Source organism: Halosimplex yunnanense (assembly GCF_054504345.1).
This window is the reverse complement of sequence record NZ_JBTJEL010000036.1, coordinates 110,645-137,616: the sequence shown is the minus strand read 5'-3', so window position 1 is coordinate 137,616 and position 26,972 is coordinate 110,645. Positions and strand designations below refer to the sequence as shown.

The following is a 26,972-nucleotide window of genomic DNA, read 5'->3' as shown; positions in this document are numbered from 1 at the left end:
CACTTCGCCCGCGCTGGCCGGCGCTCCGTCGCCGTCCGCGGCGGGACGGCCCTACAGTTCGCTCGCGTCGAGTTCGTCGACGTACTGGCCGTCGACGGCCGAGGAGAGCTCGTCGAGTTCGATCTTGTCGATGAGGTTCACGAACGCGCCGGGGTCGGGGACGAGGAAGATGCGGATCTCGAAGTCGGCGTCGCGTTCGGCCATGTCGACGACGGCGTCGAGGACGATCGACAGCGAGTCGGTGTGGACGTGCGAGAGCGACTGTTCGGCGATCTCCGGGCCGGTTCCCGTGAACACGTCGGGGGTGCCGATGTCGATGGTCGTCCCGAGGGTGTTGGCGATCCCGTCGATGAACCCGGAGGTCATGATGTTGCAGATCTCCTGGAGGGCGCTCTCGTGCATGTCGTTGAACCCGTCGGTCGCCGCGACGCCGGTCAGCAGGCCGGCGAGCTCCGCCGCAGTCGCGTCCGCGAAGGTGAGGAAGAACGTCCCGTAGGGCGGCTCGCGGAGCCGGACGTTCGCGCTGTAGCGTTCTTCGGCACCGATCTCGCCCGGGATGTCCGAGGGGTCGACGAACGCGAGGCTCTTTATCTTCACCGTCGATTCGACGCCGGCCATCGTCTCCAGGGCGGCGGCGACGTTGCCCGCGCCGTCCTTGATGAGACGGTTGATGATCCGGAGCTTCCGGATGTCGATCAGGATGGGCATCTGTAGCCCGGTTCCCCGACGGACCTGTTAGCCGTTTCGGCCCCCATATCAGAAGTCGAAACTGGGCGCCCGTCGCCGGGCGAACGGTGAGGCGTGTGACCCGACAGCGGGAACGGTGCCCGTGTGACCCGTCGACGCGCGACGAGCACCCTTAAGACCCGCCGTCCGCATCTCTCGGGTATGGAACCACGGGACCTCTCCTCCCACGCCGTCTACCGCGCCGGGAGAGGGATAGAGGAGGTCGCCCGCGAGCGCGGGCTCGACCCGGACGACCTCGTCAAACTCTCCTCGAACGAGAACCCCTTCGGCGCCAGCCCGAAGGCCGTCGACGCCGTCCGCGAGCACGCCGACCGCGTGGCGAGTTACCCGAAGACCTCCCACACCGACCTCACGGCGAAGATCGCTGACCGCCACGAGGTCGCCGACGAACAGATCTGGCTGACGCCGAGCGGCGACACCGCGCTCGACTACCTCGCTCGCGCGTTCATCGACCCCGGCCAGCGCGTCCTCGTCCCGACGCCCGGCTTCGCCTACTACCCGATGTCGGCCCGCTACCACCACGGCGAGGTCGACGAGTACGAACTCTCGAAGGCCGACGACTTCGCGCAGACGCCCGAGGCCGTCCTCTCTGCCTACGACGGTCACCGCATCGTCTACGTCACCAGCCCGCACAACCCGACGGGCTCGGAGATGAGTCTGGACGACGTGCGGACGGTCGCCGAGGAGACCGACGACCAGACGCTCGTCGTCTACGACGAGGCCTACGTCCACTTCTCGGACTCGCCATCGGGGGTCGAACTCGTCGAGGAGCGAGACGACGTGGCCGTCGTCCGCACGTTCTCGAAGGCGTACGGTCTCGCCGGGATGCGCCTCGGTTACGCCGTCACGCCCGAGGCGTGGGCCGACGCCTACGCCCGCGTGAACACGCCCTTCAGCGTGACAGAACTGACCTGCCGGGCCGGCCTCGCGGCGCTCGACGACGACGAACACGTCGAGAAGACCGTCGAGACGGCAAGGTGGGCTCGCGAGTACATGCACGAGAACCTCGACGCGAAGACATGGGAGAGCGGCGGGAACTTCGTCCTCGTCGAGGTGGGCGACGCGAGCGCCGTCGCCGACGCCGCCCAGAACCGGGGCGTCATCGTCCGCGACTGCTCCAGTTTCGGCCTGCCCGAGTGCATCCGGATCAGCTGCGGGACGGAGGAACAAACGCGTCGCGCCGTCGAAACTATCAACGAGGTCGTCGCGGAGGTCACGGCCTGATGCGCGTCGCCGTGACCGGGACGCCCGGGACGGGCAAGACGACGGCCGTCGAGTTGCTCGCGGCCGACGATAGCGGTCCCGCCGCCGATCTGGACGTGCTCCACCTCAACGACGTGATCCACGAGGAGGACTTCGTCGTCGAACACGACGAGGAGCGCGACTCGGCCGTCGCCGACCTCGACGCCCTGGCCGAGTACCTCGCCGACCGCGACGACGTGCTGTTCGAGTCCCACCTCGCGCACCACTTCGACGCGGACAGGGTCGTGGTGCTGCGCTGTCACCCCGAGGAACTGGAGCGGCGGCTCACCGAGCGCGGCGAGCCCGAGGCGAAGGCCGCGGAGAACGCCGAATCGGAGGCGCTCGACGTGATCCTCGCGGAAGCGGTCGAGCGCCACGGCGAGGATTCGGTCTACGAGATCGACGCGACCGACCTCGACCCGGAGGCGACCGCCGCGGCCGTCGGGGAGGTCGTCGCCGGCGAGCGCGAACCGCAGGTCGGTACAGTTTCGTTCGTGGATCATCTATGACTACGCCCACAGGATGACACTCGACCGGTTCCGGCCCGCGGTGAAAGGCGCGCTCGCGCCGTCGGTGAGCCTCGCCAAGCGCGTCGGCCTGACGCCCAACGGCGTGAGCGTCCTCGCGCTCGCTCTCGCGGTCGTCGGCGCGGCCGCCTTCGCGTTCGCCCCCCGCCGCGACCCGCTGCTGTACGTCGGCGGTGCCGTCGCCGTGGCGCTCAACGGCTGGCTCGACCTCGTCGACGGCGAACTCGCCCGCGAAACGGGCACCGGGAGCGCCGCCGGCGACCTGCTCGACCACGTCATCGACCGCTACGCCGACATCGTCATCATCGTCGGCCTCGCCGCCGGGCTGGAAGCCTACGCCCTCGGCCTCGCCGCCGTCACTGGCGTCCTGATGACCTCCTATCTCGGCACGCAGGCCCAGGCGGTCGGTCTCGACCGCGTCTACGGCGGCCTCGTCGGCCGCGCGGACCGACTGGCGCTGGTCGTCGCCGTCGGCGTCGTCGCCGCCTTCGTGACGGAGCCGTTCTCGGGGCTGACCGTCGTCGGCTGGCTGCTGGTCTTCTTCGCCGTCGTCGGCCACTTCACCGCGCTCCAGCGGTTCTACTACGCGATGAAGGCGCTCTGACTGCCAGGGAAACGCGGCCGTCGATCACAACGGTTATTCAGACGACATCTGTACGTCGCGGCCTATGAGCTGGCGCGACATTCGACCAGTAGCGGTCGGGGTTCCGCGACGCGGGGACGAGGTCCTGCTCAGTCGGTTGCACGACGACGACGGCGTGGAGACGTTCTACCGCCCGATCGGCGGTGGGGTCGAGTTCGGCGAGATGAGCGACGAAGCACTGGTCCGCGAGTTCGACGAGGAACTCGACGTGGAGGTGGTCGAGGCCGAGTTGTTGGACACCCTTGAGAACACGTTCACGTTCGACGGACAGCGCGGCCACGAGATCTGGTTTCTCTACGACGTGTCGCTGGCAGAGTCGTGGCCCTACGAGCGCGACGAGTTCGAAGGCCGTGAGCCAGAGGCCGGCGAGACCTACAGGGCGGTCTGGAAGTCCGTCGACGCGCTCGACGACGTGACCGTCTACCCCGAACACCTCGCGTCGCTGCTCTGACCGTCCCAGTGGGCGCCGGACGTGACCGAGAGCGACAGGCCCAAATCGCCGGAGAACGTGCCGATCACACGGAGCGCGTGCCGCCGTGAAACAACCAGGCACGACTTCGCACACCATGTCAGAGACACACCTCGATCCGTCGAGAACCAACAGGATCGGCACAGAGATCGGACTCGTCCTCGAAGACCAGCGCACCGCCGAGTTGCGGCAGGTGATCTACACCGACCGGCAGGTCGTCCTCCTCCGGGACGAATCCGGCGGGACGACGCTCGTCCGCCGCAAGAGCTTCGACGCCGAACTCGGAACGCGCTACCGGCCGCGACCGGGCGCCGAGATGCCGAGCGACGCCGGCCAGTACGACCGCCTGCGCGAGCGGCTGGCCGCCTACGAGCGCGCGGACGGCCGCAAGGCGAAACACAAGGCCGACGCGCTGCGGGAAGCGCTCGACATCCTCTCCGAGCCCGACCCGGAAGAGGGCGACGACGGTGACGACGAAGACGAACTCGACGATCCGGAGGTTCCCTTCGAGGAGGTCCCGGGCATCGGGCCGAAGACGGCCGGGAAGCTACGGACCGCCGGGTACGTCACCGAGAGCGACGTGCGCGGTGCCGAGGACGACGCGCTGCTCGCCGTCGCCGGCCTCGGCCCCGAGAACCTCGAAAATCTCCGGGAGTTCCTCGACTGAGGCTCACCACTCGATCAGCACGCCGTCGCCGACCCCGAGCCCGAAGGCCTCGTCGCCACGGCCCTGATTCACGGCGAACTCGACGTTGCCGTGGCTGCCGACGGTGACGAGGCGCTCGCCGACGTCGAGCGCCGCGTAGGCGTCCCGAACGGGGACGGACTCGCCGCCGACGCGCACGCTCTCGCGCTCGGCCACCGTCTCGCCCGGGACGTTCGTGATGACGTTCCCGAACCCGTCGACGACGAGCACCTCGCCGCGGGCCGACGACTCGCCGACCTCGGGCTCCGGGAACGCCAGATCGACCCACTCGTCTGTCCGACTGCAGCGGTCTACGTCGCCGACAGCGTCGACGTCGTGGACGTCGGCGGCGGCGGGAGCGAACACGTCCCGCCCGTGGAAGGTGTTGCTCGCCGTCGCGTCGTCGCTGTAGACGACGTTCCAGACGGTGAAGTCCTCGCCAGCGTCACCCTCCCCGCTGTCGTCGCTCCTCCCGACGAGTTCGCGGGCGACCGGGACGGCGACGCCGTTGTCCGGTGCGACGATCCGGTGGTCGCCGGCCTCGACGACGATCGCCGCCCGGTCGGTCCCCACGCCGGGGTCGACGACGACGCAGTGAGTGGCTGGCGGGAAGTACGGGATCACCTCGCAGAGCCAGAACGCCGCCGCTCGCACGTCCTGTCGGGGGAAGTCGTGCGCGATGTCCTCGATGCGCGCGTCGGTACGCGAGCAGATCACGCCCCGCATCGCCGCGGGGTACGGGCTCGGGAAGTCCGAAGCGAGCGTTATCATACGCCGATACAGGGCTATTCGTCGGTTAATTCACTCGGTATTGGACGAGGAATTCGAGCCGGCTGCAGTCCCGGAGACGGATGTCCTCGTAGTCACAGCACCCGCGCGTCGGAAGGATCGAATCCGAGCGTCAGGAACTCCTCGTCGTGCGCCTCGGGCGTCCGGAAGACGAGGGTCCGGTCGCCCCAGTCGGCGTAGTAGCGGGTGGTCTCGCCGAGGAACTCGGCGGTGTCGACGGCGACCTCGAAGCGGTTGTCGCCGGCGCCGACGACTAGATCCTCCGGCCGGACGCAGAAGGTGAGCGAGCCGTCCGTACTGTCGCCGTCGATCCCTCCGGCGCCGTCGTCGACGCGGAACTCCGTGCCGTCGACGGCCACGGTGGCCGTCCAGTCGGCGTCGCTGCGGACCACGTCGCCGCGGAAGAGGTTGTTCTCGCCGACGAACGAGGCGACGAACTCCGTCGCGGGGCGTTCGTACACCTCCCGCGGCGTGCCGACCTGCTCGACGCGGCCGTCGTGCATGACGGCGAGGCGATCGGAGATGGCGAGCGCCTCCTCCTGGTCGTGGGTGACGTACACGGTGGTCACGTCGAGTTCGGCCTGGATGCGCTTGACCTGCCGGCGGAGCGTCTCCCGCAGGCGGGCGTCCAGCGCCGACATCGGCTCGTCGAGCAGGAGGATCTCTGGGGCGGGCGCGAGCGCCCTGGCGAGCGCGACGCGCTGCTGTTGCCCGCCGGAGAGCTGGTCGGGCTCGCGGCCACCCATTCCCGAGAGGTCGACGAGGTCGAGCAGTTCGGTCACGCGCTGGTCGACCGATTTGCCGCCCGGAGGGTCGGCGAACTTGAGTCCGTAGGCGACGTTCTCGTGGACGTTCATGTGCGGGAAGAGGGCGTAGTTCTGGAAGACGATGCCCACGTCGCGGTCTTCGGTGGGGACCCCGGACACGTCCTCGCTGTCGAACCGGACCGTACCGCTCGTGGGGGTTTCGAGGCCGGCGATAGTCCGCAGGGTCGTCGTCTTGCCGCAGCCGGAGGGGCCGACGAGCGTGAAGAACTCGCCCTCCGCGATGTCCAGTGAGACGCCGTCGAGGGCGACGGTGTCGGCGAAGGACTTGCGGACGGCATCGAGTTCGAGGCTACCCACCGAGACCACGCCCCTCGCCGAGGCGGTCGATGACGACGAAGCTCACGGCGGTCACGACGAGCAGGACCACACCCATCGCGGTCGCGGGGCCGAGCCGTCGGCCGATGAATCGCTCGATCGCTACTGGCATGGTGTAACTGGTTCCGCCGGTCGCCAGTATAACCGTCGAATCGAACTCGCCGATGCTGATGGCGAAGGCGAAGGCCATCCCCGCGAGGATGGCCGGGACGACCAGCGGCAGTTCGATGTCGAGCATGACGCGAGCGCGGGAGGCGCCGAGCGAGCGCGCTGACTCGACGATGGAGTCGTCGATACCGGCCAGCGCCGGCGCGACGTTCCGGGTGACGAACGGGTACGCGCCGACGGCGTGGGCGGCGACGATGGCGACGGGACCGGCAACGGTGAACCGGTAGCCGAAGGCCTCGGTGCCGAAGACGAACCCGCGGAGGAGGCCGAGGCCGACGACGACGCCGCTGACGGCGAACGGTGCCATCGCGAGCGTGTCGATCAGCTTCCGACCGCGGAAGTTCCGCGTGCTGACGACCGCGAGGAACACGCCCATCGGCACCGCGAGCAGGAGCGTCCCGCCGCCGAAGAGAAGGGAGTTCGTCACCGCGGTCAGCGGCTTGATCTGGAAGTCGTAGGCGGTGGCCTGCCGCTCGATCAGGAACTGGTAGTTGCGCAGCGTGAACCCCTCCGGGCCGGTGACGCTCGCGACGACGAGGCTGACGATGGGGACGGCGAAGACGACGACCGCGACGGCGGTGTACCCCCACGCGAACAGCCGACTCTTGGTGACCGACCCGAAGAGATCCATCCGTTCGGCCGGGCGGGCGGCGCTCGCCGCGCGCTGGCGGGCCTCGTAGCGGAGGTAGGCGTAGGTGAGTGCCAGCGAGAGGCCCATCTCCATGACGGCCAGTGTCGAGGCCGTCCCGTAGTCGAGCTGGCTGATCCGGTGGTAGACCCACACCTCGACCGTCGCCTTCGAGAGTCCGCCGAGCGCGAGGACGATGGCGAACGACATGAACGAGAAGATGAAGGTGAGCAGCACGCCTGTCAGGATGGCCGGGAGCAGTTGCGGGACGATCACGTCGCGGAACGCCCGGATCGGCGAGGCGCCCAGCGACCGGGCGGTCTCGGTCATCTCCGCGTCGACGCCCTCCCACGCCGCGGCCGTGATCCGGGCGATCAGCGGCGCGTCGTAGAACGCGTGGGCGAGGACGATGATCGCCAGCGTCCCGCGCAGGTTCACGATGGGGAGCCCGAGACTCCCGAGGACGGCGTTGACCACGCCGTTTTTCCCGAAGGTCGCGACGAACCCGATGGCGACGAGGATCGTCGGCATCACGAACGGCAGCGCCGTCAGCGAGCGGATCGTCTTGCGGCCGGGGAACTCGAAGCGCGCGAGGACGTACGCGCCGGGGACGCCCAGCAGGACGCTCGCGATCGTCGAAAGCACTGCCTGATAGACGGTGAACCCGAACAGGTCGATGTAGAAGTCGTCGGCGAGGATGTCGCCGAACCGCGCGAGCGAGTAGACCCCGTCGACCCTGACGGCGTCGACGAGGACGATCCCGACCGGGTAGAAGAAGACGAGTCCCAGGAGCGCGAGCGTCGCCACTGCGAGCGCGGCGACGCCGACGCGTTCGGCGACCCGACCGGCGTTCATCGACTCAGTTGCTGGCGATCTGCTTGGACCACTCGTCGAGCCACGGCTCGACGTTGCCCATCAGCTCGTCGTAGCCGAAGCTGACGATGGTCTCCGGTTCGTGGACGAGGTCGTCGAAGTCCGAGGGGAGCGTCGCGTTGTCGACCGCGGGCAGCGCGACGTTGCGCTGGGCGATCTCGGCCTGGACGTCCGGACGGAGGACGAAGTCGATGAACTCCGTCGCCAGCCCCATCTTGTCGGTGCCGGCGAAGGGCGCGGCGCCCTCGACGTACGCGTAGCCCTCGCCGTTCGGGAAGCCGATCTGGTGGCGCGCCATGTCCTGGTCGTAGCGGTCCGCGTACACTTGGTCGGTCGAGAACGAGACGACCATCGGCGCCTCGTCGTTCGAGTAGGCGTCGTAGGCGGTCCCCCAGTCTTTGAGGATCTGCGTGCCGTTGTCCATCAGCCGGCTCCAGTAGTCGAGGTAGCCGTCCTCGCCGAAGTGGTCGACCGTCCAGAAGAGGAACTCCTTCCCGGTCTCGCTGTTCTGCGGGTTCGGGACGAGGAGGCCGTTCTCGTAGGGGTCGCTGGCGAGGTCGTCGAAGGTCTCCGGCGCGCCGGCGCCGCGCTCGTCCAGCGCGTGCTGGTTGTAGACGAGGCTGATGTAGGAAGCGCCGACCGGGATGGCCCGCTCCTGCGGGTCGAAGCGGTAGTCGTCGACGACGTGGCCCGCGTTCGACAGCGCGGACGTGTCGAGGCTGGCGAACAGCGAGTCGCCGTCGCCAGTCTCGCGGTCGGCCTTCACGAGGTTCTCGGGGGTCAGCCCGAGGAACAGGTCGGTGTCGATGGTGACGCCCTGCTGGCGCCGCTGGAGGAAGTAGTCCATGTTGCTCTCCGGCGGGAACCACTTCAGCTTCGCGTCGAACTCGGACTCGAACTGCTCTTTGAGCCACGGGCCCGGACTGGAACTCGGCGCGTCGACGAACGAGGGGTACGTCCCCACGCGGAGGACCGGCGTCCCCCCCGAAGCGGTACCCGTGACGGTGCCGTCCGCCGTCCCCGTCGAGTCGGTCGATCCGTCGCCCGCGTCCGTCGATCCGTCGCTCGTCTCGGTCGCCTCCCCGTCGCTGGTCGGTTCCGCGCTGCACCCCGCGGTGAGGCCCGCCACTCCGGCGCCCACTGCTTTGACGAAACGTCGTCGGTCCATAACCGGGGAATACAGGTGACGAATGAAATACCCCGCGATCCGTCCCGACCGAATCCGGCCAGAATCGCCCGTATCGGGCCGTACGTGTCCGAAAGATAGGTATTCGAGTTATCAGGACAGGTCGGCCGGGACGGGCGACTCCTCGGACCGTCGCTCGTCGACCATTGCCCGCTGTTCGTCGTCGCTCATCGGTTCGAACGACTCGGCGGCGTCGAGGATCGGCCCGACGAGTCGCGGGTCGCCCGCGTTCGTCAGCGTCGTCACGTCCTGCGAGAGGGTGTAGCGGAGACACCGCGCCAGTTCGTCGGGGTCGTCGTACGGCTCGTACCAGGTGTTGTACGGCCGGTCGTCCTCGGCCAGGTCCTCCGGCCAGGGCTGCTTGGCGAAGGTCTTGATGGAGATGACGCCGATGCCCTGATCTTCCAGTTCGCTCGCCAGGTCGAGGTACTCGTGGTCCGCGCCCTCCTTCGCGGCGACCGTCGCGTTGACCGGGAACATGGCGGTCGCCAGGTCCGGGATGCGCTCGACGGCCTCGCGGACCACTTCGGGAGTACCGTGGCTGGTGACGCCGATGTGGTCGATGATCCCCTCCTCCTGGGCCTCGCGGTAGGCCTTCAGGGCGCCGTCGTCGCCGGTGATCTCGTCGATCTCCTCCTGCTCGGTGACGGCGTGGAACTGGTAGAGGTCGATGTGGTCGGTCCCGAGGCGGTCGAGCGACGCCTCGAGTTTCTCCCAGGCGCCCTCGTAGCTTCGTTCGAGCGTCTTGCAGCCGAGGAAGACCTCCTCGCGGCGGTCGGCGAGCGTCGGCGCGAGTTTGACCTCCGCCGTGCCGTACTGGGGCGCCACGTCGACGTGGTTGACGCCGCGGTCGAGGACCTCCGCGGTCAGTTCGTCCGCCTCGTCCTGTTCGAGGAAATCGAGCGCGATGGCCCCGAACGTGAGGACGGAGCTCTCCTGGCCGGTGTCGCCGAGCGGTCTCGTTTCCATGGGGCCCCTACGTGCGAGCGCGGCAAAAAGGCGCGTGTCGACGCGGCGTGTGTCACTCCGTCCGCTCCGTCCGAAGGTATCGCTGGCGTATACTTTATGAACAGTCGCCGGTAAGGGTGGACCATGGTTCAGTGTGAGATGTGCGGGAAGGAGACGAGTTCCCCCAACCGCGTGAAGGTCGAGGGGGCGGAACTCGACGTCTGCGACGAGTGCACGGACTTCGGGACCGAGGTGAAACAGCAGACCTCCTCCGGCGCGTCGACCAAGTACTCGACGTCCTCGTCGAGTTCGTCGAGCGACTCCTCCTCGTCGTCTTCGTCATCGTCGTCGTCGAGTTCCGGCGGCTCCTCGCGCTCGCGTCGGGACATGTTCGACGAGATGGACGAGCTCGCACAGGACTACGACGAGATCGTCCGCTCGGCCCGGGAGTCGACGGGCATGAGCCAGGAGGACCTGGCCCAGCGGCTCAACGAGAAGGCCAGCCTCATCCGGAAGATCGAGCGCGGTGACACGCTGCCGAGCGACGAGGTCCAGCGCAAACTCGAGAGCGCGCTCGACGTCGACCTCTCGGCCGGCGGGACGGCCGACGAGTCCGAGTGGTCCGGCGGCGACTCCACCGGCGAGTACACGCTCGGCGACGTCGTCGAACGGAAGGACTCCTGAACGAAGTCACGAGCCGCGCTCGCACAGCGTAGGCGAGCGGGGCGACGCTAAACAGGGGAACACGATCCGAACAACGGCGCTGTGATTTTTCGGGAGTGAGTGCGCTGGGTCGCGCTCGCGCTACTGCTTTCTGGCCACGTACTCGGGACCGAGTTCGTCGGCGATGCCCTGGACGGCCTCTTCCATCTCCTCGATCTCCCGCTGGAGGCGCTGGAAGGTCTCGCTGTCGGCGAGTTCGGACTCGGTCTTCTCGACCTGGAGGACGTTGCGCTTGAGCCGTTTGGAGGTTAGTTCGCGCATCCGGTCGTTGTACTCCGAGAGCTTCATCAACCGATCGACGACCGTTTCGAGGCCCTCGCGGGTCACGGGCTTGACCACGTAGTCGTCACAGCCCATGTCGATGATGTCGAAGTCGGGGTCGACGGCGGTCACCATGGCGACCCGGCACTGGAGGCCGCGTTCTTCGATCGCCGCGAGGACCTCGTTCCCGGAGACGATCGGCATCCGCCGGTCCAGCAGGACCACGTCGAGGTCGGAGGAGAGCATCTCTATCCCCTCGACGCCGCCGTACGCCGTTCGAACGTCGTACTCGTCGTCGAGGTATTCCGTGTACAGTTCCGCGAGGTGCGTCTCGTCCTCCACGACCAGCACCGTCCCTCGCTTGTCGGTCCCCTGGGTCACAACGGATGTACGTTACGAGGTGACTGTCTTAACTCTCACCCCTCGGCGGCCGCGCTCGCGCCGCGCGGCTGACACCCGGCCGGCCGCCGCCGTCCGCGCGGGCCCGGGGCGCCAGGCTCGCCGGACTCACAACCTATTTCTCCGTCCGGGTTCGCCTCCCGCGTATGTTCGTTCTGGTCAATCTGAAAGCCTACCCGTGTGACCCGGTCGCCGTCGCCGAGGCGGCCCGCGACGTGAGCGAGGACAGCGGCGTCCGCGTGGCCGTCGCCCCGCAGGCCGCCCACCTCTCGGCGGTCGCCGAGACCGGCGTCGAGACGTGGGCCCAGCACGTCAGCCCGGTCGAACACGGCAGCCACACCGGCAGCACGCTCGCCGAGGCCGTCGCCGACGCCGGTGCCGAGGGCACGCTCATCAACCACTCCGAGGCCCGGCGCAAGCTCGCGGACATCGACGCGAGCCTCGACGCGGCCGAGCGCGCGGGACTGGAGACGGTCGTCTGCGCGAACAACCCCGAGCAGGTCGGCGCCGCCGCCGCGCTCGGCCCGGACGCCGTCGCCGTCGAGCCGCCGGAACTCATCGGCACGGGGACGCCCGTCAGCAAGGCCGACCCCGACATCGTCACCGACGCCGTCGAGGCGGCAGCCGCGGTCGACGACGCCGTCGACGTGTTCTGCGGCGCCGGTATCTCGACGGGCGACGACCTCGACGCCGCCCGCGATCTGGGCGCCTCGGGCGTCCTGCTGGCCAGCGGCGTCGCGAAAGCCGACGACCCGAAGGCCGCGCTCGAGGATCTCGTCGCGCCGCTCGCGGAGTAGGGAGACTACCGCTCGCAGAAGCGCTCAGGCGGTGGCGGTCGGAAGATCGACGCACTCGCGGACCGACTCGGGCGCCGTGAGCGCGACCGAGCCGTCCTCGCGGTCGTGGGAGACGACGCCCGCGTCAGCGAGTTTCGGAACGTGAACGTGATAGAGCTTCGCGTGGGCCGACTCGACGGCGGCGTCCTCCACGTCCCCCGTGCCGGTGTCCCGCTTCCACGCGGCGAGTTCGACCGCGAGGTCGGCCAGCGCGACCCGGTCGTGACTCTCGGTCGCTCGTTCACGACGGTCGAGAAGTCGCGCGAGGACGACCCTCCGCTCGGCGGGTGCGAGCGCCTCGAAGACGAGATCCGCATCGGCGTCGAACGAGTCCGCAGCGACGATATCGCAGAGATCTGTTTCGGTCATCTCGCTTCGAGAGACGCGCTCGACTCCAATCAGGCGTGGCCTTCGATCGTAACGGCGTTTAAGTACTCCCGTCGGTGCCGTTCCGGTCGTCGATAAGCAGCGCGTTCCGGACGAGTGCCTCGGATCCCCGGCGGATCCGCTGTGAGGCCGCGTTCGCGGAGATCCCCATCTCGTCGCCCAGTTCGGTCGCGGAGGCCTCCCGCGGGACGTCGAAGTACCCCTCGCGCACCGCCGTCGCGAGCGCCTCGTACTGGCCGGAGGTGAGGTCGAACTCCCGCTGGCGCGGCCCGGAAGGGTGCCACAGCGAGCGCACCTCGAAATGCCGGCCTGTCTCGTCGAAGTGGTCCTGAAACGCCGAAACCATCTCCTCCTCGCCGAACCGGAGCCGCAGCGTCCAGGTGTCCCGCTGTGCCGCCGCCTCGACGATGGCCGCGTGGTGGTCGACCATCTCGTGGACGAGTTCCTTGAACGGGTCGGCCCACCTGAGTCGGTACAGAACGGCGTTGTCCGTCCGTTCGGCGATGGAGACGGACTCGACCTCCGGGTCGGCTTCCAGCGCGTCGTGGAACGCCTCGAAGTCGCCGCCGGTCGCCCAGAGGAACGGGAGCACCTGATCCGGCCCGTGGGTCGCGTTGCGGTCCGCGTCGACGGCGATGTCGGGGGTGGCAGCGAGCGCCGACTCCAGTGTGAACGACGACGCCGGCACGGAGAACTTGCCGAGTACACTCATGAGTACGTTCGGGTCCGGAGCCCAATAAGCGCGCGGCGGCGATTCGTTGCGGGGTAGCTACGGGCTTGTCATTCCCGGAGCCACCGCTATACCGGTGGCGTCCAAACGGGCCGTCGATGGAACACGACGGAGAAACAGACGTCACGCGACGGACGCTCGACACCGACGCGGAAGAACCCGCCGCCGAAGTGGCCCTCGCCGTCGCCGAACTGGAGGGCAAGGACCCGACGGAGGTCGAAAACATGTACGACTGCATCGATCACGTCCTCGATCACCTCTTTTCGACCCCGCCGTCGCCGGACGCCCGGATGGAGGTCACCTTCAGTTACGAGGGGTACCGCATCACCGTCGAGCAGAACGGAACCGCCAAGTTCCTGAAGGCCGCCTGAGGCGCTGTCGGCGCCTATTAAGGGCCGTCCGTCACTAGCCCGTCCATGGTCGGAGATACGGGCGACGACGTGTCGGGGGAGGAGGATCGGCCGGCTCCCGTCCCCCCGAGTTCGTACCTGCTCGTCGTCCTCGGTGCAGTCAGCTACCTCCTCCTGATGGCGAACTGGTTCGCGCTCGCGGCCTTCCTCGACCCCATCGCCGACGGGCTGGGCCTCTCCGATACCCAGTCGGGTGCACTCGTCGGCGCCGTTCCGCTGACGTACGTCCCGCTCTCGCTGCTGTCGGGGCTCGTCCTCGACCGCATCGGCGCGCGACGAGGGATCGCGATCTCGGTCGCCATATTCGGCATCGCACAGCTGCTCCGCTCCGGTACTTCCGGGTTCACTGGAATGGCCGCGACGACGGTCCTGTTCGCCGTCGGCGCGACCGGGATCACGTTCGGCCTGCCGAAGCTCGTCGCGAGCGTCTTCCCCTCGCGCTTGCTGGGGACGATGTCGACGGTGTACATCCTCGGCTCCTACGCCGGGACGGCCTCGGCCTACAGCGTCGGCCGTGCTATCCTCGGCCCGGCGCTCGGCGGGTGGCGCCCGACCTTCCGCGCGCTCGGCGCCGCGGCGCTCGCCTTCCTGCTCGTCTGGGTCCCGGTCGCCGCATGGCACGCCCGCCGGCACGGGACGCCACACGGCGACGGCGGCGACAGCGAGTTCTCGCTCACCTCCCTCCGGAGCGACGTGGCACAGGTATTCTCCCACCGGGTGATGCGGCTGCTCGTCGTCGTCGGTACCGCGTATCTCCTGCTCGGCCACAGCCTGCAGGGGTGGCTCCCCACGCTCGCCGGCTCCCGCGGCGTCTCGCCGGAGACCGCCGCGACCGTCGCCACGCTGTTCGTCGTCGGGCAGGCCGTCGGGACCGTCGTCGTCCCGCCCGTCTCGGACCGCTTCGGCCGGAGACGAGAGGGTGTCGTCGCCTGTGGACTCGCCGCAGCGGCGGGCGTCGCTGCATTAGTGTTCGTCGGCACCGCGGTCAGTGCCGGCGCGGCCGCGCTCCTCGCCGGGAGCGGCGTCGGCGGCGTCTCGCCGCTCGTCCGCGCCATCCCGACGGAGATCGAGGACATCGGCCCCGCGCTGACGGCGACCGCGGTGAGTCTCGTCTTCGCCGTCGGCGAACTGGGCGGCTTCTTCGGCCCGTTCCTCGTCGGCGGACTCCGCGACCTGACCGGTTCGTTCCTCCCCGGCCTCGCCGTGCTCGCGGTCGGCGCGCTGGCGATGGTCGCCGCCGGGGTGCGACTGCCCGAGATCTGATCGGGCCTCCGCGGTCGCTCACACCTGATAGCCGAACCGCGTCACCGGCCCGATCTCCGCGGGGATTCGAAACAGCGTCGCCTCGATAGGTCCGATCCCCTCCTGCTCGCAGTCGCCGTCCCGCTCGGCGTCCTCGTACGCCAGCCTGATCGCGGTGGCCCCCTCGAGACCCTGGTCGGCCGCGCCCCACCGGAGCCGCTCTAATCGGTGGGTCACGCACTTCTCGACGTAGTACTGGTGGACGACGAGGGTCGCCGTCGAGAGGTCAGTCTCGGCCGCGAAGGAGCGAGCCGCCTCCGCCCCCGTCGTCGCGCCTGAGAAGTCCAGTGCGTCCCGTTTGTCCGCGCCGGTGACCGTCCAGTACTCGTCGGCCATCCGGGTCGGCGTCCCCAGCATACGCTCGTCAGTTGATCGAGCCGACGAACGGACCGCTGGCTCGCCGTCCTCGTTCCGGACGGTGTGAGCGGCCGGGTCCGAGACGCTATGTTCGAAAGAGCGTTCCGTGACCGTGGGCGTCTCGGTCGACGCTCCGCCGCTGTTCGCACAGCCGGACAGTCCGGCGAAGAGGGCTGCGGTCCCCGTCGCGAGGACCCGACGCCGGGAGAACGGTGACATACCCGAACTGTTCGTCGGGTTGACGTGAGTTTTGTGATCGGAGGCGTGTTCGGGCGTCAGGAGCGGGTGCCCGCGGCTGCCGGTGGTCTGAGACAGGTGATCGAAGAAAATCGGACACAGCGTGCGGTCTCGCGAGCCGGCCGGTCAGAGGAGTTCGACTTCGTCGTTGTCGGCTGCGACGGACAGGTCGCCCGACTGGTCGTCCTCGGACTGATCGTCGCCAGCGGTGTCGGGATCGGTGATCTGCAGGTCGTCGAGACCGTCGTCGCTGTCTTCGTTCGAGACTGCGTCCTCGGTAGATACGCCTCCGGCGCCCGTGGGGTCGTCTGATACGTCCTCGAGGTCGCCGTCGTCGAGCGCCTGCTCGACCTGCTGGACGAACGAGTCGACGCTCTCCAGGTCGGTGCGCTCGGCGAGGAGTTCGGGGACGCGGTAGTCGTAGCGGCCGCGGCCGACGTGTTCGACCAGCCCGCGGACGCGCAGGCGGCGGTTGCGCGCGTAGGCCGCGGTGCGGTCCTCGGAGCCGCCGGCGGCGAACAGCGCGTCCATCGGCGTACCGGGGCCGTGGTCGCGGTAGTAACGGAGCATCTGGCGTGTCTCCGGGCTCAGGTCCGCGAGGTCGTCGGCCAGGTCGCTGGCGAATGCCGAGGCGTCCTCGACCGAGTCGGCGTCGACTGTCGTCGTCCCGGCCTCGAAGGCGTCGGTCGCACGGTCGCCGAGCGGGTTCTCGTCGACGCCGTCGAACCCGCGGGTCACCGCCGAGGTGAACGACATCCCGCCCTCGGAACCCGGCGAGGATTCGTCCGCGCCGTCGACGATGCCGCCGTCCGTTGCGGCGCTATCAGCTGTATTTCCGCTCCCGGCGTCATCACTGAACGCGCCGGCCATGTCGAACATCCCGTCGGCAGGGCCGCCGTCGTCACTCGCTTCGACTGCGCCGTCGTCGGCAGCGCCGGCCGAATCGGTCCCGTCGCCGCCCCAGGTCATCGCGCTCTCCGCGTAGCCGTCGTCTTCGCGGGCGGTCTCGTCGGGCAGCGGCGGTTCGTCGGCCGCGTCGTCCCACCCGTCGTCCGGGTCGTCGACCCACTCGTCGGCGTCGGCGAACGACGACTGGTCGCCCTTCTCCGCGGCCCGGCGCTCGCGCATCCGCTCCTGTTCGGTGCGGCCCGGGTTGGCGCCCTTGACGTGGTCGACCAGCGCCTGCGTGAACTGGTCGGCCATGCGCTGCATGTCGCGGGCGTCCTGAAGTTCGGCCTCCAGTTCGGCGATGCGTGAGTTCTTCTCGTCGAGCTGGTCGCGCAGTTCGGCGATGCGGTCCTCGGTCTGCTCTTTCTCCTCGCTGATCTCCGCGAGTTCGGAGACCAGATCGTCGCTGACGGACTTGAGATCCGGGCGCTCGAAGTCGTCGAGGCCGGGCGTCGCGCCGGCGTCGAAGGTCTGCTTGCGGTGGAACTGGACGCGCTGGACCTGCTCGGCCCAGTCGTTCATCATGAACGCCTCGCCGTCGTCGAGATCCTCGACGGCCTCGGCGTAGCTGTTGTCGAGCACACGACTCACGACCTTGGTGTCGTTGTTCCAGGTGAGCCGGTGCCAGACGAGCCAGTCGCACTGGGTGATGAAGTCCTTCTTCACGTCGGCGGGGCGCTGGCTGATGCCGACGATGCCGAGGCCGTGCTTGCGCCCGCGCTTGGAGATCTTGATCAGCATCTTGCCGCACTCGCCGACGCTGCCCTTCTGGGGGATCCACTCGTGGCACTCCTCGACGAGCATCAGGAAGGGCTGTTTGAGCTTCTTGGCCTTCGCGAACAGCCGCTTCGACACCTCCGTCAGGAGTTCGGCGGCCTCCTCTTCGTCGAGGAACGAGGAGACGTCGAGGATGATGGGGACGTTCTGTTCGAGGGCGAGGCTGGCGATCTTCTCGGCGTGCTCGACGGTGATCTGGATGTCGCACTCGTCGTCGGCGCCGGCGTGGAGGATCTCGTACTCCTCTTTCAGGCCGTAGTACTCGCCGTCGATGTCGACGATGAGCATGCCGAAGCCGTTGTCGAGGAGCTTCTCGACGACGACGCTCGCGGTGTTAGACTTGCCCGAGCCGGACTTGCCGGTGATGAAGCCGCGGCCGGTCAACAACTCGACGACCGGCAGGTCGACCGACCGACCGGGCTCGCCCGACCCGCAGGGTCCGTCGCTGACGTCCGCGACGGTGATCGACTCTGTCTCTGCCATTACCGATCGGGAGCCGCGGCGGAGCCATAAGCCCCCGTCAGACTTCTGTCTGACGAGCGCTTCGGGAACTCGAACAGGGGACAGGGGAGGCCACTACTTTCAATGGGGAGTGGATGACAACAAGGCGCACATTGAATCATATATTTATGATCGGTTCTTTTCTATCGATCCATGGTAAAGTGGGTCGACGAAAAGGTATTACAGCAGTATTTTATTGAGAACTCTGAGGAGTACTCTCTATTTATAGAAGGACAAGAAAGAGAGATCACAGACTGCGAACCGAATAGTAAGGGGTTCGACTACTTCCCCGATCTTGAATGCTACATCGATGGAGAGATGTACCCGGCAGAGGTCGAATGGCTATCAAGCAAATACGATCACTTTGACCACGACGACCACCAGCATTACGTGGATCAAGGGCTCTTTCTCGTCGTTTTTCGGAAAGACGAAGAAGTGAGGAATTTTCTGCAGGTCGAAATTGATCGAGATCACTTCGTTAATTGGTTCGATAGAAACGCAGAACGTCTCATTAACAACAGTATAGAGGAATATGAGAAAGAGGCTGTAAAAAGTCGAGACTATCCGAAAGTGTGGGGCGTGTATGTTTCTACGAGCGGAGAGATGAATTTCCAGACGGGGGAACAAGAAAGCGTCTGGGGGTTCACAGAGGACCGGTTTAACCAACCGCGAGCAGCTACCTTGATTAGACAGGTTCAAGAGAAGGATATTGTATTGTTCGTGGGTCCAATTACGACTCGATCTCAATATACTGGAGATTTCAATCCACGCTCAGGCGTGGACAAATACCTTGAACAGTATTTACCAGAAAAGGCGCTCTCGATCAATCAAGTTGCGGCGTTTAGAGTCACAGAAGGTTATTGGGATGAACGGGACAGCTCTGAATTCAGAGAAATCTGGAACGACAGCCGCTATCCCCACCGCTTCCAATTCTCTCAGAACCCAATATTCAGGTTCGAAGATATTCCTGCTCACGAACTAGCAGAGAGCACCTTTCGACCACTCCACCAGATTATGCACCACAGTATAGATGAGCTTGAATATCCACACTTCATGGAAATCGTCAGTAATTTTTCTGGCTGATTACTTCTAAGGGAAAGCGAAGGGTTAACCGATTTAACATCAGAGCCCTAACGATGCGTAGAGTGGTTGCGACCGATGGAGTGGATGGGACCGTGACGCGCTACGAGACCACCGTCGAGGAGGGGACGGTGTACGTCGGCGCGCCGGACGGGCCGCTGGAGATCGGGTCGCTGGAGACGGTGCTCGACGCCGTCGGCGGCCCGTCGTGGACGATCAGCTACTCGACCGGCGAAATCGAGCGCCACCCGGAGATGGACACCAACGACGCGGGGCTCACCGTCGACGTGGTCGACATGATGCACACCATGACCTTCGGCGAGCGCTTCGTCGAGACGATGGCCGCCCACCCGACCGAGACCCCCGAGGACGGCGATCTGTCCCCACGGATGGGGCTGTTCGTCGGGAAACTGCTTGACAACCTCGAAAACGGCGTCGACTGATGCCGCGTCAGCCCGCCTGAACGACTCGCACCGGGTCGGCACTCACACTGGCACTAGCTGCCGGTCCGCGCTGTCCGCGGGTGTCAGGCCGGCATCGTTGGCGTGGGTCATCGTCCCGTTGTCGCCGTAGAAGCCGAAGCCGATGTAGACGAGCGTCGTCCCGTCGGGCGTGCGGATCTCGAAGTCGTAGTCGCCGGCGAGCGCCGCCACGTTCTCGGGCGAGGGTGGGGCCGCCGCGAGTTGCGCTTGCCCGCCGTCGCTGGGGTAGTAGACGTACAGCGATTCGTTCGCGCCCAGATCCTCGGTCAGCGTCAGCGTCGTCGTCTGGTTGTCGTGAGTGGCCACGACGGTGGATTCGGCCGGCAGGGCGTCGGGGCCGTAGTTGATGAGCGTGAAATAGGGGTCGTTCGCTGTCATGTCGACCGAGACGGCCGGCTGTGCGACCGCGCGGTCGCTCCAGAGCGGTTCGAGCGGTTCCGTGTCGCCGGTCGCCAGCAGTTCGAGATCGTAGGCGTAGTCGAACGTGGCGCCGTCCTGTTCGTAGGCGACGCTCGCGTTCAGCGAGCGGACCCGCCCGTCCTCGTTGACGACGACCGTCGCGTTGAACCGCTCAGTCGCGACGGAGCCGTCGAACTCGGACTCGTTGACTCCCGTCGCGGTGAGCGTCGTCAGGTTCTCGCCGCCGACGGTCTCCGTGGACGCGACGGTGAAGTTCCCCAGCGAGAGCGTCGCCGCGAGGAGCGCTTCGCCGGTGGCCTGCTCCTCGACGTAACGCCGCGGCAGGTCGTCGGCGTACGGGTCCGCCGGGTCGGCCGTGGCGTTGAGGTACTGCTTGCTGTACTCCGTCCGGTTCTCGTAGTCGACCTTGGTCACGAGGGCCGTCTCGTTGGCCCACTGGTCGGTGACGAACCGTAGCGTCTCGTTGCCGTCGTCGACCGTCCCGGCCGACCGGAGCCGGAACGGCGTGACTCCCTCGCCGAACGTCGAGGTGGTCGACTGGCTGACCGCGAAGGTGTCGTTGACGCTGTACTCGCTCGCGAGCGCGAGCGTCGCGCCCGTCTCCGCGACCGCGTCGGTGTGCGCGTCGACCAGCGCCGTCTCGTTGACGACGCCCTGGTTCCCGACGCCCGGCGGGAGCGAGTCGTTGCCCGCCGTCTGTCCCATCGCGGGCGCGACGCCCCCCGCGCCGAACAGGCTCATCGTCAGTAGTGCCGTGAACGCCACTGCACCGAGTCCTCGTGTCTGTTCGTGCATCGATTTCACTCACCACTGGCCCGCTGATAAGCAGACGTGTCAGTTCAGAAATAACCTCGCCTTTCCGGCCGGTAACCGCCCTATACGGCGCTATGCGGCGATCGAGCTTCCCTTCCGACGGGCGAGCACGAGCCCGACCAGCGCGGCGATCACGGCGAACCCGGCGAGGGTGAGAAACAGCGCGGTCGCGTCCGCGAACTCGAGGATCCCCCCGGCGATGGTCCCGCCGAGCGCGCCGACGCCGAACACGCCGAGGTAGGTGAACCCGTAGGAGAGCCCGCGGGTTCCCGACGGCGTGTACTCGGCGACGGTCGCCTGGTACATCGGCTGGACGACGAACAGGAACACGCCGAGGACGGCCCCCAGCGCCATCAGCGGGGCCAGGCCCGCGTTCGAGACCGGGACGAACAACAGCGCGAGGACGGCCAGCACGCCGAACGCGCCGGCGATACCGTACTCGACGGGGACGCGGTCGGTGAGCTTCCCGCCCGCGTACTGGCCGAGGACGCCGATCAGCAGGAGGCCGGCGTAGAAGTACTTCTGCGGTTTGAGCGTCTGCCCGTCGCCGGCTTCGACGCCCAGCGCCGAACTGACGCCGGCCGGGAGCAGCTGGTCGACCGGGATCGGTTCGAAGCCGGGGAGGTCCTGCAAGAGTTCGGGCAGGAACGTCAGGACGCCGCGGTAGTACAGCCCCGAGCACATGACGACGACGAACACCAGCACGAAGCTCCCGGCGAACAGCCGCCGTGACTCCGTGAGGAACTCCCCTAGCGAGTCGACGCCGCTGTCGGCCTTCGACCCGCTCGCGCTTCCGCCGTCCGCGGCGGCCTCGGCGTCGACGGCCGCCGTCTCGTCGAAGTTCGCCTGCGAGGCGTACACGGCCGCGGCGATCGCAGGCGCGCCGAGGACCAGCGCGACCGTGCGCCACTCGACGAACAGCAGGAGGACCGCCGCGAGCAACGGGCCGAGCCCGATCCCGACGTTGCCGGCGATGCCGTGGTAGGCGAGGCCGGTGCCGCGCTCGGAGACGCCCTTGCTAATGAGCGAGAGGCCGGCCGGATGGTAGACGCTGGCGCTCGCGCCCCACAGGACCAGCGCGAGCGCGACGACCACCATGTTCGGCGCGAGACCGAGCAGGATGTACGACAGTCCCATGCCGAGCAGGCACGCGCTGATGAGCCGCCGGGAGCCGATCCGGTCGACGAGGATCCCGCCCGGCAGCGCCCCGAGACCGAACAGTCCGTAGCCGAGCGTGACGATCACGCCCACCGTCGCCGTCGTCACGTCGAACTGCGCGACCCCGAGCGCGATGGTCTCGAACTCGGTGAGCCAGACGACGACGAACAGCGGCACCGCCATCTCGTAGGTGTGGACCGCGCCGTGAGCGAGCATCACGAGCGCCGTGATCGCCCGGTCGTTCGCGTTCACTACGCCGTGGTACTCGTTGGCCCCCCTTGGTTTCGGCGGTCTCGGAACGTCAGTGAGCGGGGAACCGTCGGGATTTCACGTGATTTCGGGATCGATCGCCCTGGCGAACACGGGTACGTCCCGCGAGAACGTTTCCCCTTCGAACGACAGTGTCACGCCGGCGGATCTCGGGGCGGAATCGGCGATAGTCTCCACGGCCGGCGCCGAACGGGCTTCGTCGCTCACGTCCGTCTCCAGCCAGATGACGGGTCGGTCGACGGAAGCGGACGCCGGCGGCCGCCCGATCGCTGAGTCGATGGTCACACTATCGATTCGTGACGCTGCTTCCCGAGAGACGGGCGATCTGCCGACTCTCGCACTCGTCACGGCGCCCCACGCTTCGAACGACATGGTATCGTACTCCGGCTGACCGCTCCCGCTTCGCGAAGAGACGAACCGAACGGTCTCGTTCGACGGATGGTACTCCACACCGTCTCCGTACTCCGAATCTTCGGTGATGGTTCGCTCGACCGAGATCGGAGTACCCTCGCACCGCACCGGCCTGTTTCGCGAGGTGTCCTCGGTCGGTTTTGCGTCGGTCCCTTCGGTTCCCAGCCCGCCCTCACCGACAGGCCGGCCTCGATTCGACGCGTCCCGGGCTTGTGTCGCTGCTCCGAGGCAGCCCGCACTGATCGACGTACCGACGGTCCCGAGCAGACAGAGATACGTCCGACGGGAACTGTCCATACGCTACAACAATTGGTTTTCGTAATAAGTTTTGTGAGTTTACATCTCTGTCGGTCGGTTTCGAGTCGGACGTTTCCTCCCGGAGACGGTTCGTCGGAGCAGCTCTCCGGACGGAGTGCCAGTGAATCGCGGCCAGCCGTGAAATCGGCAGTCGACTACTCGGCTTCGACGACCGTATTCCGCAACGTCCCGACGCCCTCGTAGGTGATCTCGACGGTGTTGCCGGGTTCGACGGTGCCGGGGTTGGCGGGGCTCCCGAACGCGATGGCGTCGCCCGGCCGGAACGTGAACCGACGAGAGAGGTAGGAGACGACCTCGTAGGGGTCGAACAGCATCAGTTCCGTGTTGGCGTCCTGCCTGACCTCGCCGCCGACCAGCGTCTCGATGTCCAGATCGGTCGGGTCTACGTCGGTCTCGATCCACGGCCCGAGCGGCGCCGAGGTGTCGAAGGCCTTCCGGGCGGTGCGGCCCTGCTGGTCGAGCGCGTCCACGTCGTTCAGAATCGTGTAGCCGCGGACGACTTCGGGAACCTCCTCGGGAGTCACGTCGCGACAGCGCTCGTCGATCACGGCGACGAGTTCGCCCGCGTAGGTGAGTTCGTCGGTCCACTCGGGGTAGCGGATCGGGTCGTCCGGGCCGACGAGCGATGCGGGGGGTTTGATGAAGAAATCCGGCTCCTCGGGGCGCTCGTAGTCCATCTGGTCGAGCGTCTCGGCGTAGTTCCGGCCGACGCAGTACAGCGCCGACGGAGAACAGGGATAGGTGAGTTCGCCGTCGCGCCCGACGACGTACTCGCCGTCGTCGGCGATCACGGTCCCGTCCTCGTAGCGGCCGCTGACCACGCCCTCCGAGGTCTGGAGTCTCGCCAGTCGCATGCCCGTCCGTTGCGCGCTCCCCTACAAAGATCCCCCGACTCGCTGGGCGTTCGACGGCCGTCCGCCGCTCACTCGTACTCCCAGAGGGAGAGCTGGCCGTCCCGCTCCTCGGGTCGTTCGTCGTCGGGTTCGTCAGTGGACTCAGAGTCCGCAGACTCGTCGTCCGCGGCCGCCTCGTCGCCGGGCGTCCCGCCCTCGTCGGCCCAGTCGTCGAGCGTCCACCCGTCGTCGGCACCGTCCTCCGCCGTCTCGCCGTCACCGGCCCCGTCCACGAGCGCCCCGTCTTCGTCGGCCCCGTCCGCGAGCGGCTCGCTGTCGTCGGTCTCCGCCGACTCGGCCGCTCCCTCGAACCCGGTCAAACTCGCCTGCTCGCCCTCGGCGAAGTCGAGGTTCGAGACGCGGACGCCGAGCTTGCGGACGCGGGCGTCCTCGAACTCCTCCAGTAGATCGAGCGCCGTCGATTCGAGGAGGTCGGCGTCTTCGACGGGGCCGGGCAGCGACTCGGCGCGCGTGTTCACGTCGAACGGCGGCGTGACGACTTTGATCCCGATGGTGCGGTAGAGCGCGCCCTCCCGCTGGGCGCGCTCGGCCACGTCGGCGGCGAGCGCGCGCACCTTCTCCCGTTTTTCTTCGACGTCCTCGGTCGGGTCGGTAAACGCCGACTCCCGCGAGAGGCTCTTGGGTTCGCCGACGGGCGTCACCTCGCGGGGGTCCTCCCCGCGGGCGAACCGCCGGACTTCCAGCCCGCGCTCGCCGAACCGGTCGCGGATGCGGTCAGGGTCCGCCGCGGCCAGATCCCCCGCGGTCTCGATGCCCATGTCACGCAGTTCGCGGGCGGTGACCGGGCCGACGTTGTGGATCTCGTCGACCTCCATCGGCGCGAGAAAGTCGCGGACCTCACCGGGTTCGACGACCACGAGCCCCTCCGGTTTGTCGTAGTCGCTGGCGATCTTCGCGGCGCTCATCGTCGGCGCGACGCCGACGCTCGCGACGACGCCGACCTCCTCGCGGATGCGCTCGCCGAGGTCGCGGGCGAACTCGGTGACCCCCGGCAACTCGGAGTCGGCGCCGTCCCAGTCGACCCGGTCGGTCACGTCGAGGTACGCCTCGTCGATGCTGACCTCCCGGACCACGTCGGCGCTCTCGTGGAGGACCGCCTTCACGTCCGCGGCGACCTCGTTGTAGTAGTCCAGGTCGACCGGGCGGTAGAAGCCCGCTTCCTCGACGTCGAGGCCGGGATCTTTCGCGGCCTCGACCTTCCGGGGCAGACGCTCCAGCGCCTCGGAGATAGCCATCGCGCTTTCGACGCCGAACTCGCGGGCCTCGTAGCTCGCGGTGGCGACCGCGCCGTGGGGTTCGTCGGACTCGTAACCCATCCCGACGACGAGCGGCTGGCCGCGCAGCGCGGGCTCGCGAAGCCGCTCGCAGGCGGCGTAGAAGCAGTCCATGTCGACGTGGCAGACCACCTGATCGGGCGTCGGCGCGCTCCCGAGACTCCCGAGGTCGCCGCTCACGGCCGGCCCCCCGTCGCCGGGTTTCGCCGCGTCCGCCGGGTGCGCTCGGTCGCGTCCATCTGCTCAGTCACCCCTCTAGTTCGGGCCGTGAAGAACCCCTCGGCGCGTCGGGAGTGGTCGCTCGGCGAAATCGTCATCCGTCCGCTCGAGCCGCTGTGGGGGTGTCTGCGCCCGTCTGCGTCCGCGTCGCCGTTCCCGCTGGCGTCCCAGTCGCAGTCGACACGGCTGTGCCGTTCGGCGCCGGCGTCGCCGTCCCAGTGCCGTTCACTGCGGTACCGTTACCGGGCGTCGCGGTCACGTTGCCTGCCGTCCCGTTCGGAGTCACGGTGCCGTTCGGTCCCGGAGTCGGCGTCGGCGTCACCGTCGCGGTCGGTGTGGCAGTCGGCGTCGGCGTGACGGTCGGGGTCGCCGTGGGCGTCGGTGTCGGCGTGGGGTCCGCGGGCCGGCGGTCGAGGACGAGTCGCTGCCCGTTCGACCCGTTCCAGACGATCGCGAACGCCTCGTAGGCCGCGTTGGGGACGACACACGACGTGCCGCGGGTCACGTTCACCACTGGTGTCGCGCAGGCCTCACCGTCCGTCCCCGCGAAGTTGCCGATCCAGCCCCGGGTCTCGGCGTCGACGTAGACGTGCGAGCCGTTGAGTCGGTCGCCGCCGTAGTGGGTGACGACCACGTCCGTCCCGTCGGTCTCGAAGGAGAAACTCGCCCGCGGGCGGTCGTCTCCGCTCGCACCGCCGCCGGACAGGGAAGTGACCACCGACATCGCCAGCAACACCGCGGCCACGGCCATGAGGACCAGCAGCGCCTGCTCCGAGATCCCGCGGTCGGCCCAGCGTCTGTTCACGGGTCGTCTTTCCGGTCCTCCCCAATAGAGTTACTGCCCGACTGGACGCGGCGCCGTCGCTCGAACGTTCGTCGACCGATAAAAACCTCGAGGCGCGACGGGGTGGCCAGGGCCCGTCGCAGTCGCACGCTGATTCGTGCACGGTGCCAATGTTCCGGGAGTTCACGACGCTGGTTCACGTCGGGAGCCCCGTATGGCTCCATCTGTGTGTTAGTCACACACATACTTAGTCCTTCCCCCTGCGGCGAGGGGTACGAGGGTCGGCGTCGTGCCGTCGGTCCACCAGTTCGGTCGCGGGATAGGACCGCCGACAGGTCCGGCAGTAGGCACTCGCAGTCGTCTCCGCGGCGTTCAGCGCCGTGTGCCCCTCCGGGCACGCCACGCGGTACGGGTCCGCGAGCAGGTCGTGTAACTCCTCAGGGGCCACCATCCGTCGCCCCCGCCAGCGCGTCCGCTCGCTCGTGGTCGCCGATGCAGCCACAGCGCGGGCACGTCGCCGCGCCCGCGGTCCCGACGCCGAACTCGAACCCGCAGCCGTGACACCGGTACACCACTCGCGAACCGGGCGGCCGTCCGCCCGTCATCGTGCGTCCTCCCGACTACCGGTGTCTCGTCCACCAGCGCCCCGGCCGTCGGTCCCGGCGATCCGCTGGCAGTAGGCCACGGCGGCGTCGGCCGCGGTCGAGCCGTATCCCTCCGCGACGACGCCCGTCTGGGTCGCCCGCCAGCCGCCGCTGCACTCTTCGAGGACGATAGTCGTCCAGCGTCGCCGTCTGCACAGCGACCCGTCGTCCACTCCGTCCGGTCCGTCCCGTACGGACGCCCCGACGCTGGCCGCCGGGTCGTCGTCGTATTCGTTCGCCGTCATACCTCCGACCAACGACCCCGACAGG

Annotated in this window: 30 protein-coding genes; 11 read left to right on the top strand and 19 right to left on the bottom strand. The window is 67.9% G+C overall.

What is annotated here, in order from left to right:
• Window positions 1–51 precede the first annotated feature (51 nt).
• A complete protein-coding gene (locus AB2U09_RS16805) occupies window positions 52–708 on the bottom strand; it encodes a chemotaxis protein CheC (RefSeq protein WP_459193889.1) in 657 nt (218 codons plus the stop codon).
• Between the two features lie 180 nt (window positions 709–888).
• Here AB2U09_RS16805 and hisC point away from each other — a divergent pair, with 180 nt between their 5' ends.
• The 5 genes from hisC (at window position 889) to AB2U09_RS16780 (ending at window position 4,295) form a co-directional block, all read left to right on the top strand.
• A complete protein-coding gene (gene hisC / locus AB2U09_RS16800) occupies window positions 889–1,971 on the top strand; it encodes a histidinol-phosphate transaminase (RefSeq protein WP_459193888.1) in 1,083 nt (360 codons plus the stop codon).
• Window positions 1,971–2,498, top strand: a complete 528-nt coding sequence (locus tag AB2U09_RS16795; RefSeq protein ID WP_459193887.1) for an adenylate kinase family protein — start codon at window positions 1,971–1,973, stop codon at window positions 2,496–2,498. Before hisC ends, AB2U09_RS16795 begins: the two co-directional genes overlap by 1 nt.
• Window positions 2,499–2,511: 13 nt before the next feature.
• Entirely contained in the window at window positions 2,512–3,120 is a 609-nt protein-coding gene (locus AB2U09_RS16790) for a CDP-alcohol phosphatidyltransferase family protein (protein WP_459193886.1), read from the top strand.
• A 64-nt stretch (window positions 3,121–3,184) separates the two neighbouring features.
• Window positions 3,185–3,610: an NUDIX hydrolase gene (locus tag AB2U09_RS16785; protein WP_459193885.1), complete on the top strand. Its 426-nt coding sequence runs from the start codon at window positions 3,185–3,187 to the stop codon at window positions 3,608–3,610.
• Between the two features lie 115 nt (window positions 3,611–3,725).
• Window positions 3,726–4,295 (top strand): helix-hairpin-helix domain-containing protein, encoded by a 570-nt coding sequence (locus tag AB2U09_RS16780; RefSeq protein WP_459193884.1) that lies wholly within the window; start codon window positions 3,726–3,728, stop codon window positions 4,293–4,295.
• A 3-nt stretch (window positions 4,296–4,298) separates the two neighbouring features.
• Here the strand turns inward: AB2U09_RS16780 and AB2U09_RS16775 are convergent, their stop codons facing one another.
• From AB2U09_RS16775 to AB2U09_RS16755, 5 genes are all read right to left on the bottom strand, one after another.
• Entirely contained in the window at window positions 4,299–5,084 is a 786-nt protein-coding gene (locus AB2U09_RS16775) for an SAM hydrolase/SAM-dependent halogenase family protein (RefSeq protein ID WP_459193883.1), read from the bottom strand.
• 92 nt (window positions 5,085–5,176) lie between these two features.
• Entirely contained in the window at window positions 5,177–6,226 is a 1,050-nt protein-coding gene (locus tag AB2U09_RS16770) for an ABC transporter ATP-binding protein (RefSeq protein ID WP_459194274.1), read from the bottom strand.
• The gene (locus AB2U09_RS16765; protein ID WP_459193882.1) at window positions 6,219–7,895 is read right to left on the bottom strand and encodes an ABC transporter permease; all 1,677 of its coding nucleotides are present in this window, start codon (window positions 7,893–7,895) and stop codon (window positions 6,219–6,221) included. The genes AB2U09_RS16770 and AB2U09_RS16765 overlap by 8 nt, the downstream gene beginning before the upstream one ends.
• Before the next feature lie 4 nt (window positions 7,896–7,899).
• Complete coding sequence (locus AB2U09_RS16760) at window positions 7,900–9,081, bottom strand: thiamine ABC transporter substrate-binding protein (RefSeq protein ID WP_459193881.1); 1,182 nt, start codon at window positions 9,079–9,081, stop codon at window positions 7,900–7,902.
• 111 nt (window positions 9,082–9,192) lie between these two features.
• Entirely contained in the window at window positions 9,193–10,068 is an 876-nt protein-coding gene (locus tag AB2U09_RS16755; RefSeq protein WP_459193880.1) for an aldo/keto reductase, read from the bottom strand.
• 123 nt (window positions 10,069–10,191) lie between these two features.
• Between AB2U09_RS16755 and AB2U09_RS16750 the strand changes: the two genes are divergently transcribed.
• Window positions 10,192–10,731: a multiprotein bridging factor aMBF1 gene (locus AB2U09_RS16750; RefSeq protein ID WP_459193879.1), complete on the top strand. Its 540-nt coding sequence runs from the start codon at window positions 10,192–10,194 to the stop codon at window positions 10,729–10,731.
• A gap of 120 nt (window positions 10,732–10,851) precedes the next feature.
• Here the strand turns inward: AB2U09_RS16750 and AB2U09_RS16745 are convergent, their stop codons facing one another.
• Window positions 10,852–11,412 carry a response regulator transcription factor gene (locus AB2U09_RS16745; RefSeq protein ID WP_459193878.1) on the bottom strand — a complete coding sequence of 187 codons (561 nt, stop codon included), beginning with the start codon at window positions 11,410–11,412 and terminating at the stop codon, window positions 10,852–10,854.
• Window positions 11,413–11,576: 164 nt separating this feature from the next.
• Here AB2U09_RS16745 and tpiA point away from each other — a divergent pair, with 164 nt between their 5' ends.
• Window positions 11,577–12,227 (top strand): triose-phosphate isomerase, encoded by a 651-nt coding sequence (gene tpiA / locus AB2U09_RS16740; protein WP_459193877.1) that lies wholly within the window; start codon window positions 11,577–11,579, stop codon window positions 12,225–12,227.
• A gap of 24 nt (window positions 12,228–12,251) precedes the next feature.
• Here tpiA and AB2U09_RS16735 read toward each other — a convergent pair whose 3' ends face one another.
• Both AB2U09_RS16735 and AB2U09_RS16730 read right to left on the bottom strand, forming a co-directional pair.
• Window positions 12,252–12,635: a DUF7344 domain-containing protein gene (locus AB2U09_RS16735; protein WP_459193876.1), complete on the bottom strand. Its 384-nt coding sequence runs from the start codon at window positions 12,633–12,635 to the stop codon at window positions 12,252–12,254.
• A gap of 58 nt (window positions 12,636–12,693) precedes the next feature.
• Entirely contained in the window at window positions 12,694–13,365 is a 672-nt protein-coding gene (locus AB2U09_RS16730; protein ID WP_459193875.1) for a helix-turn-helix domain-containing protein, read from the bottom strand.
• A 116-nt stretch (window positions 13,366–13,481) separates the two neighbouring features.
• On the opposite strand from AB2U09_RS16730, the gene AB2U09_RS16725 reads away from it, so the two are divergent.
• Window positions 13,482–13,754, top strand: coding sequence for a HalOD1 output domain-containing protein (locus tag AB2U09_RS16725; RefSeq protein ID WP_459193874.1), 273 nt, complete (start codon window positions 13,482–13,484; stop codon window positions 13,752–13,754).
• A gap of 45 nt (window positions 13,755–13,799) precedes the next feature.
• Window positions 13,800–15,056 carry an MFS transporter gene (locus tag AB2U09_RS16720; protein WP_459193873.1) on the top strand — a complete coding sequence of 419 codons (1,257 nt, stop codon included), beginning with the start codon at window positions 13,800–13,802 and terminating at the stop codon, window positions 15,054–15,056.
• An 18-nt stretch (window positions 15,057–15,074) separates the two neighbouring features.
• Here the strand turns inward: AB2U09_RS16720 and AB2U09_RS16715 are convergent, their stop codons facing one another.
• Window positions 15,075–15,671, bottom strand: a complete 597-nt coding sequence (locus AB2U09_RS16715; protein ID WP_459193872.1) for a hypothetical protein — start codon at window positions 15,669–15,671, stop codon at window positions 15,075–15,077.
• A gap of 144 nt (window positions 15,672–15,815) precedes the next feature.
• A complete protein-coding gene (locus AB2U09_RS16710; RefSeq protein WP_459193871.1) occupies window positions 15,816–17,897 on the bottom strand; it encodes a helicase HerA domain-containing protein in 2,082 nt (693 codons plus the stop codon).
• 171 nt (window positions 17,898–18,068) lie between these two features.
• Here AB2U09_RS16710 and AB2U09_RS16705 point away from each other — a divergent pair, with 171 nt between their 5' ends.
• Window positions 18,069–18,998, top strand: a complete 930-nt coding sequence (locus tag AB2U09_RS16705; protein ID WP_459193870.1) for a hypothetical protein — start codon at window positions 18,069–18,071, stop codon at window positions 18,996–18,998.
• A 53-nt stretch (window positions 18,999–19,051) separates the two neighbouring features.
• A complete protein-coding gene (locus AB2U09_RS16700) occupies window positions 19,052–19,438 on the top strand; it encodes a hypothetical protein (RefSeq protein WP_459193869.1) in 387 nt (128 codons plus the stop codon).
• A 42-nt stretch (window positions 19,439–19,480) separates the two neighbouring features.
• Here AB2U09_RS16700 and AB2U09_RS16695 read toward each other — a convergent pair whose 3' ends face one another.
• The 8 genes from AB2U09_RS16695 to AB2U09_RS16660 form a co-directional block, all read right to left on the bottom strand.
• Window positions 19,481–20,692, bottom strand: coding sequence for a hypothetical protein (locus AB2U09_RS16695; protein ID WP_459193868.1), 1,212 nt, complete (start codon window positions 20,690–20,692; stop codon window positions 19,481–19,483).
• A gap of 90 nt (window positions 20,693–20,782) precedes the next feature.
• Window positions 20,783–22,084, bottom strand: a complete 1,302-nt coding sequence (locus AB2U09_RS16690) for an MFS transporter (RefSeq protein ID WP_459194273.1) — start codon at window positions 22,082–22,084, stop codon at window positions 20,783–20,785.
• Between the two features lie 111 nt (window positions 22,085–22,195).
• Window positions 22,196–22,345 (bottom strand): hypothetical protein, encoded by a 150-nt coding sequence (locus AB2U09_RS16685; RefSeq protein WP_459193867.1) that lies wholly within the window; start codon window positions 22,343–22,345, stop codon window positions 22,196–22,198.
• 656 nt (window positions 22,346–23,001) lie between these two features.
• The gene (locus AB2U09_RS16680) at window positions 23,002–23,721 is read right to left on the bottom strand and encodes a fumarylacetoacetate hydrolase family protein (protein ID WP_459193866.1); all 720 of its coding nucleotides are present in this window, start codon (window positions 23,719–23,721) and stop codon (window positions 23,002–23,004) included.
• A 68-nt stretch (window positions 23,722–23,789) separates the two neighbouring features.
• A complete protein-coding gene (gene dinB, locus AB2U09_RS16675; protein ID WP_459193865.1) occupies window positions 23,790–25,235 on the bottom strand; it encodes a DNA polymerase IV in 1,446 nt (481 codons plus the stop codon).
• 133 nt (window positions 25,236–25,368) lie between these two features.
• Window positions 25,369–26,079 (bottom strand): hypothetical protein, encoded by a 711-nt coding sequence (locus tag AB2U09_RS16670; RefSeq protein WP_459193864.1) that lies wholly within the window; start codon window positions 26,077–26,079, stop codon window positions 25,369–25,371.
• Window positions 26,080–26,495: 416 nt separating this feature from the next.
• The gene (locus AB2U09_RS16665; RefSeq protein ID WP_459193863.1) at window positions 26,496–26,663 is read right to left on the bottom strand and encodes a hypothetical protein; all 168 of its coding nucleotides are present in this window, start codon (window positions 26,661–26,663) and stop codon (window positions 26,496–26,498) included.
• Window positions 26,660–26,947: a hypothetical protein gene (locus tag AB2U09_RS16660; RefSeq protein ID WP_459193862.1), complete on the bottom strand. Its 288-nt coding sequence runs from the start codon at window positions 26,945–26,947 to the stop codon at window positions 26,660–26,662. Before AB2U09_RS16660 ends, AB2U09_RS16665 begins: the two co-directional genes overlap by 4 nt.
• Window positions 26,948–26,972 lie beyond the last annotated feature (25 nt).

Coding starts and splice junctions, on each gene's coding strand:
- AB2U09_RS16805 (WP_459193889.1), bottom strand. CDS start 708: ATGCCCATCCTGATCGACATCCGGAAGCTCCGGATCATCAACCGTCTC.
- hisC (WP_459193888.1), top strand. CDS start 889: ATGGAACCACGGGACCTCTCCTCCCACGCCGTCTACCGCGCCGGGAGA.
- AB2U09_RS16795 (WP_459193887.1), top strand. CDS start 1,971: ATGCGCGTCGCCGTGACCGGGACGCCCGGGACGGGCAAGACGACGGCC.
- AB2U09_RS16790 (WP_459193886.1), top strand. CDS start 2,512: ATGACACTCGACCGGTTCCGGCCCGCGGTGAAAGGCGCGCTCGCGCCG.
- AB2U09_RS16785 (WP_459193885.1), top strand. CDS start 3,185: ATGAGCTGGCGCGACATTCGACCAGTAGCGGTCGGGGTTCCGCGACGC.
- AB2U09_RS16780 (WP_459193884.1), top strand. CDS start 3,726: ATGTCAGAGACACACCTCGATCCGTCGAGAACCAACAGGATCGGCACA.
- AB2U09_RS16775 (WP_459193883.1), bottom strand. CDS start 5,084: ATGATAACGCTCGCTTCGGACTTCCCGAGCCCGTACCCCGCGGCGATG.
- AB2U09_RS16765 (WP_459193882.1), bottom strand. CDS start 7,895: ATGAACGCCGGTCGGGTCGCCGAACGCGTCGGCGTCGCCGCGCTCGCA.
- AB2U09_RS16760 (WP_459193881.1), bottom strand. CDS start 9,081: ATGGACCGACGACGTTTCGTCAAAGCAGTGGGCGCCGGAGTGGCGGGC.
- AB2U09_RS16755 (WP_459193880.1), bottom strand. CDS start 10,068: ATGGAAACGAGACCGCTCGGCGACACCGGCCAGGAGAGCTCCGTCCTC.
- AB2U09_RS16750 (WP_459193879.1), top strand. CDS start 10,192: ATGGTTCAGTGTGAGATGTGCGGGAAGGAGACGAGTTCCCCCAACCGC.
- tpiA (WP_459193877.1), top strand. CDS start 11,577: ATGTTCGTTCTGGTCAATCTGAAAGCCTACCCGTGTGACCCGGTCGCC.
- AB2U09_RS16735 (WP_459193876.1), bottom strand. CDS start 12,635: ATGACCGAAACAGATCTCTGCGATATCGTCGCTGCGGACTCGTTCGAC.
- AB2U09_RS16730 (WP_459193875.1), bottom strand. CDS start 13,365: ATGAGTGTACTCGGCAAGTTCTCCGTGCCGGCGTCGTCGTTCACACTG.
- AB2U09_RS16725 (WP_459193874.1), top strand. CDS start 13,482: ATGGAACACGACGGAGAAACAGACGTCACGCGACGGACGCTCGACACC.
- AB2U09_RS16720 (WP_459193873.1), top strand. CDS start 13,800: ATGGTCGGAGATACGGGCGACGACGTGTCGGGGGAGGAGGATCGGCCG.
- AB2U09_RS16715 (WP_459193872.1), bottom strand. CDS start 15,671: ATGTCACCGTTCTCCCGGCGTCGGGTCCTCGCGACGGGGACCGCAGCC.
- AB2U09_RS16710 (WP_459193871.1), bottom strand. CDS start 17,897: ATGGCAGAGACAGAGTCGATCACCGTCGCGGACGTCAGCGACGGACCC.
- AB2U09_RS16705 (WP_459193870.1), top strand. CDS start 18,069: ATGGTAAAGTGGGTCGACGAAAAGGTATTACAGCAGTATTTTATTGAG.
- AB2U09_RS16700 (WP_459193869.1), top strand. CDS start 19,052: ATGCGTAGAGTGGTTGCGACCGATGGAGTGGATGGGACCGTGACGCGC.
- AB2U09_RS16695 (WP_459193868.1), bottom strand. CDS start 20,692: ATGCACGAACAGACACGAGGACTCGGTGCAGTGGCGTTCACGGCACTA.
- AB2U09_RS16690 (WP_459194273.1), bottom strand. CDS start 22,084: ATGCTCGCTCACGGCGCGGTCCACACCTACGAGATGGCGGTGCCGCTG.
- AB2U09_RS16680 (WP_459193866.1), bottom strand. CDS start 23,721: ATGCGACTGGCGAGACTCCAGACCTCGGAGGGCGTGGTCAGCGGCCGC.
- AB2U09_RS16665 (WP_459193863.1), bottom strand. CDS start 26,663: ATGACGGGCGGACGGCCGCCCGGTTCGCGAGTGGTGTACCGGTGTCAC.
- AB2U09_RS16660 (WP_459193862.1), bottom strand. CDS start 26,947: ATGACGGCGAACGAATACGACGACGACCCGGCGGCCAGCGTCGGGGCG.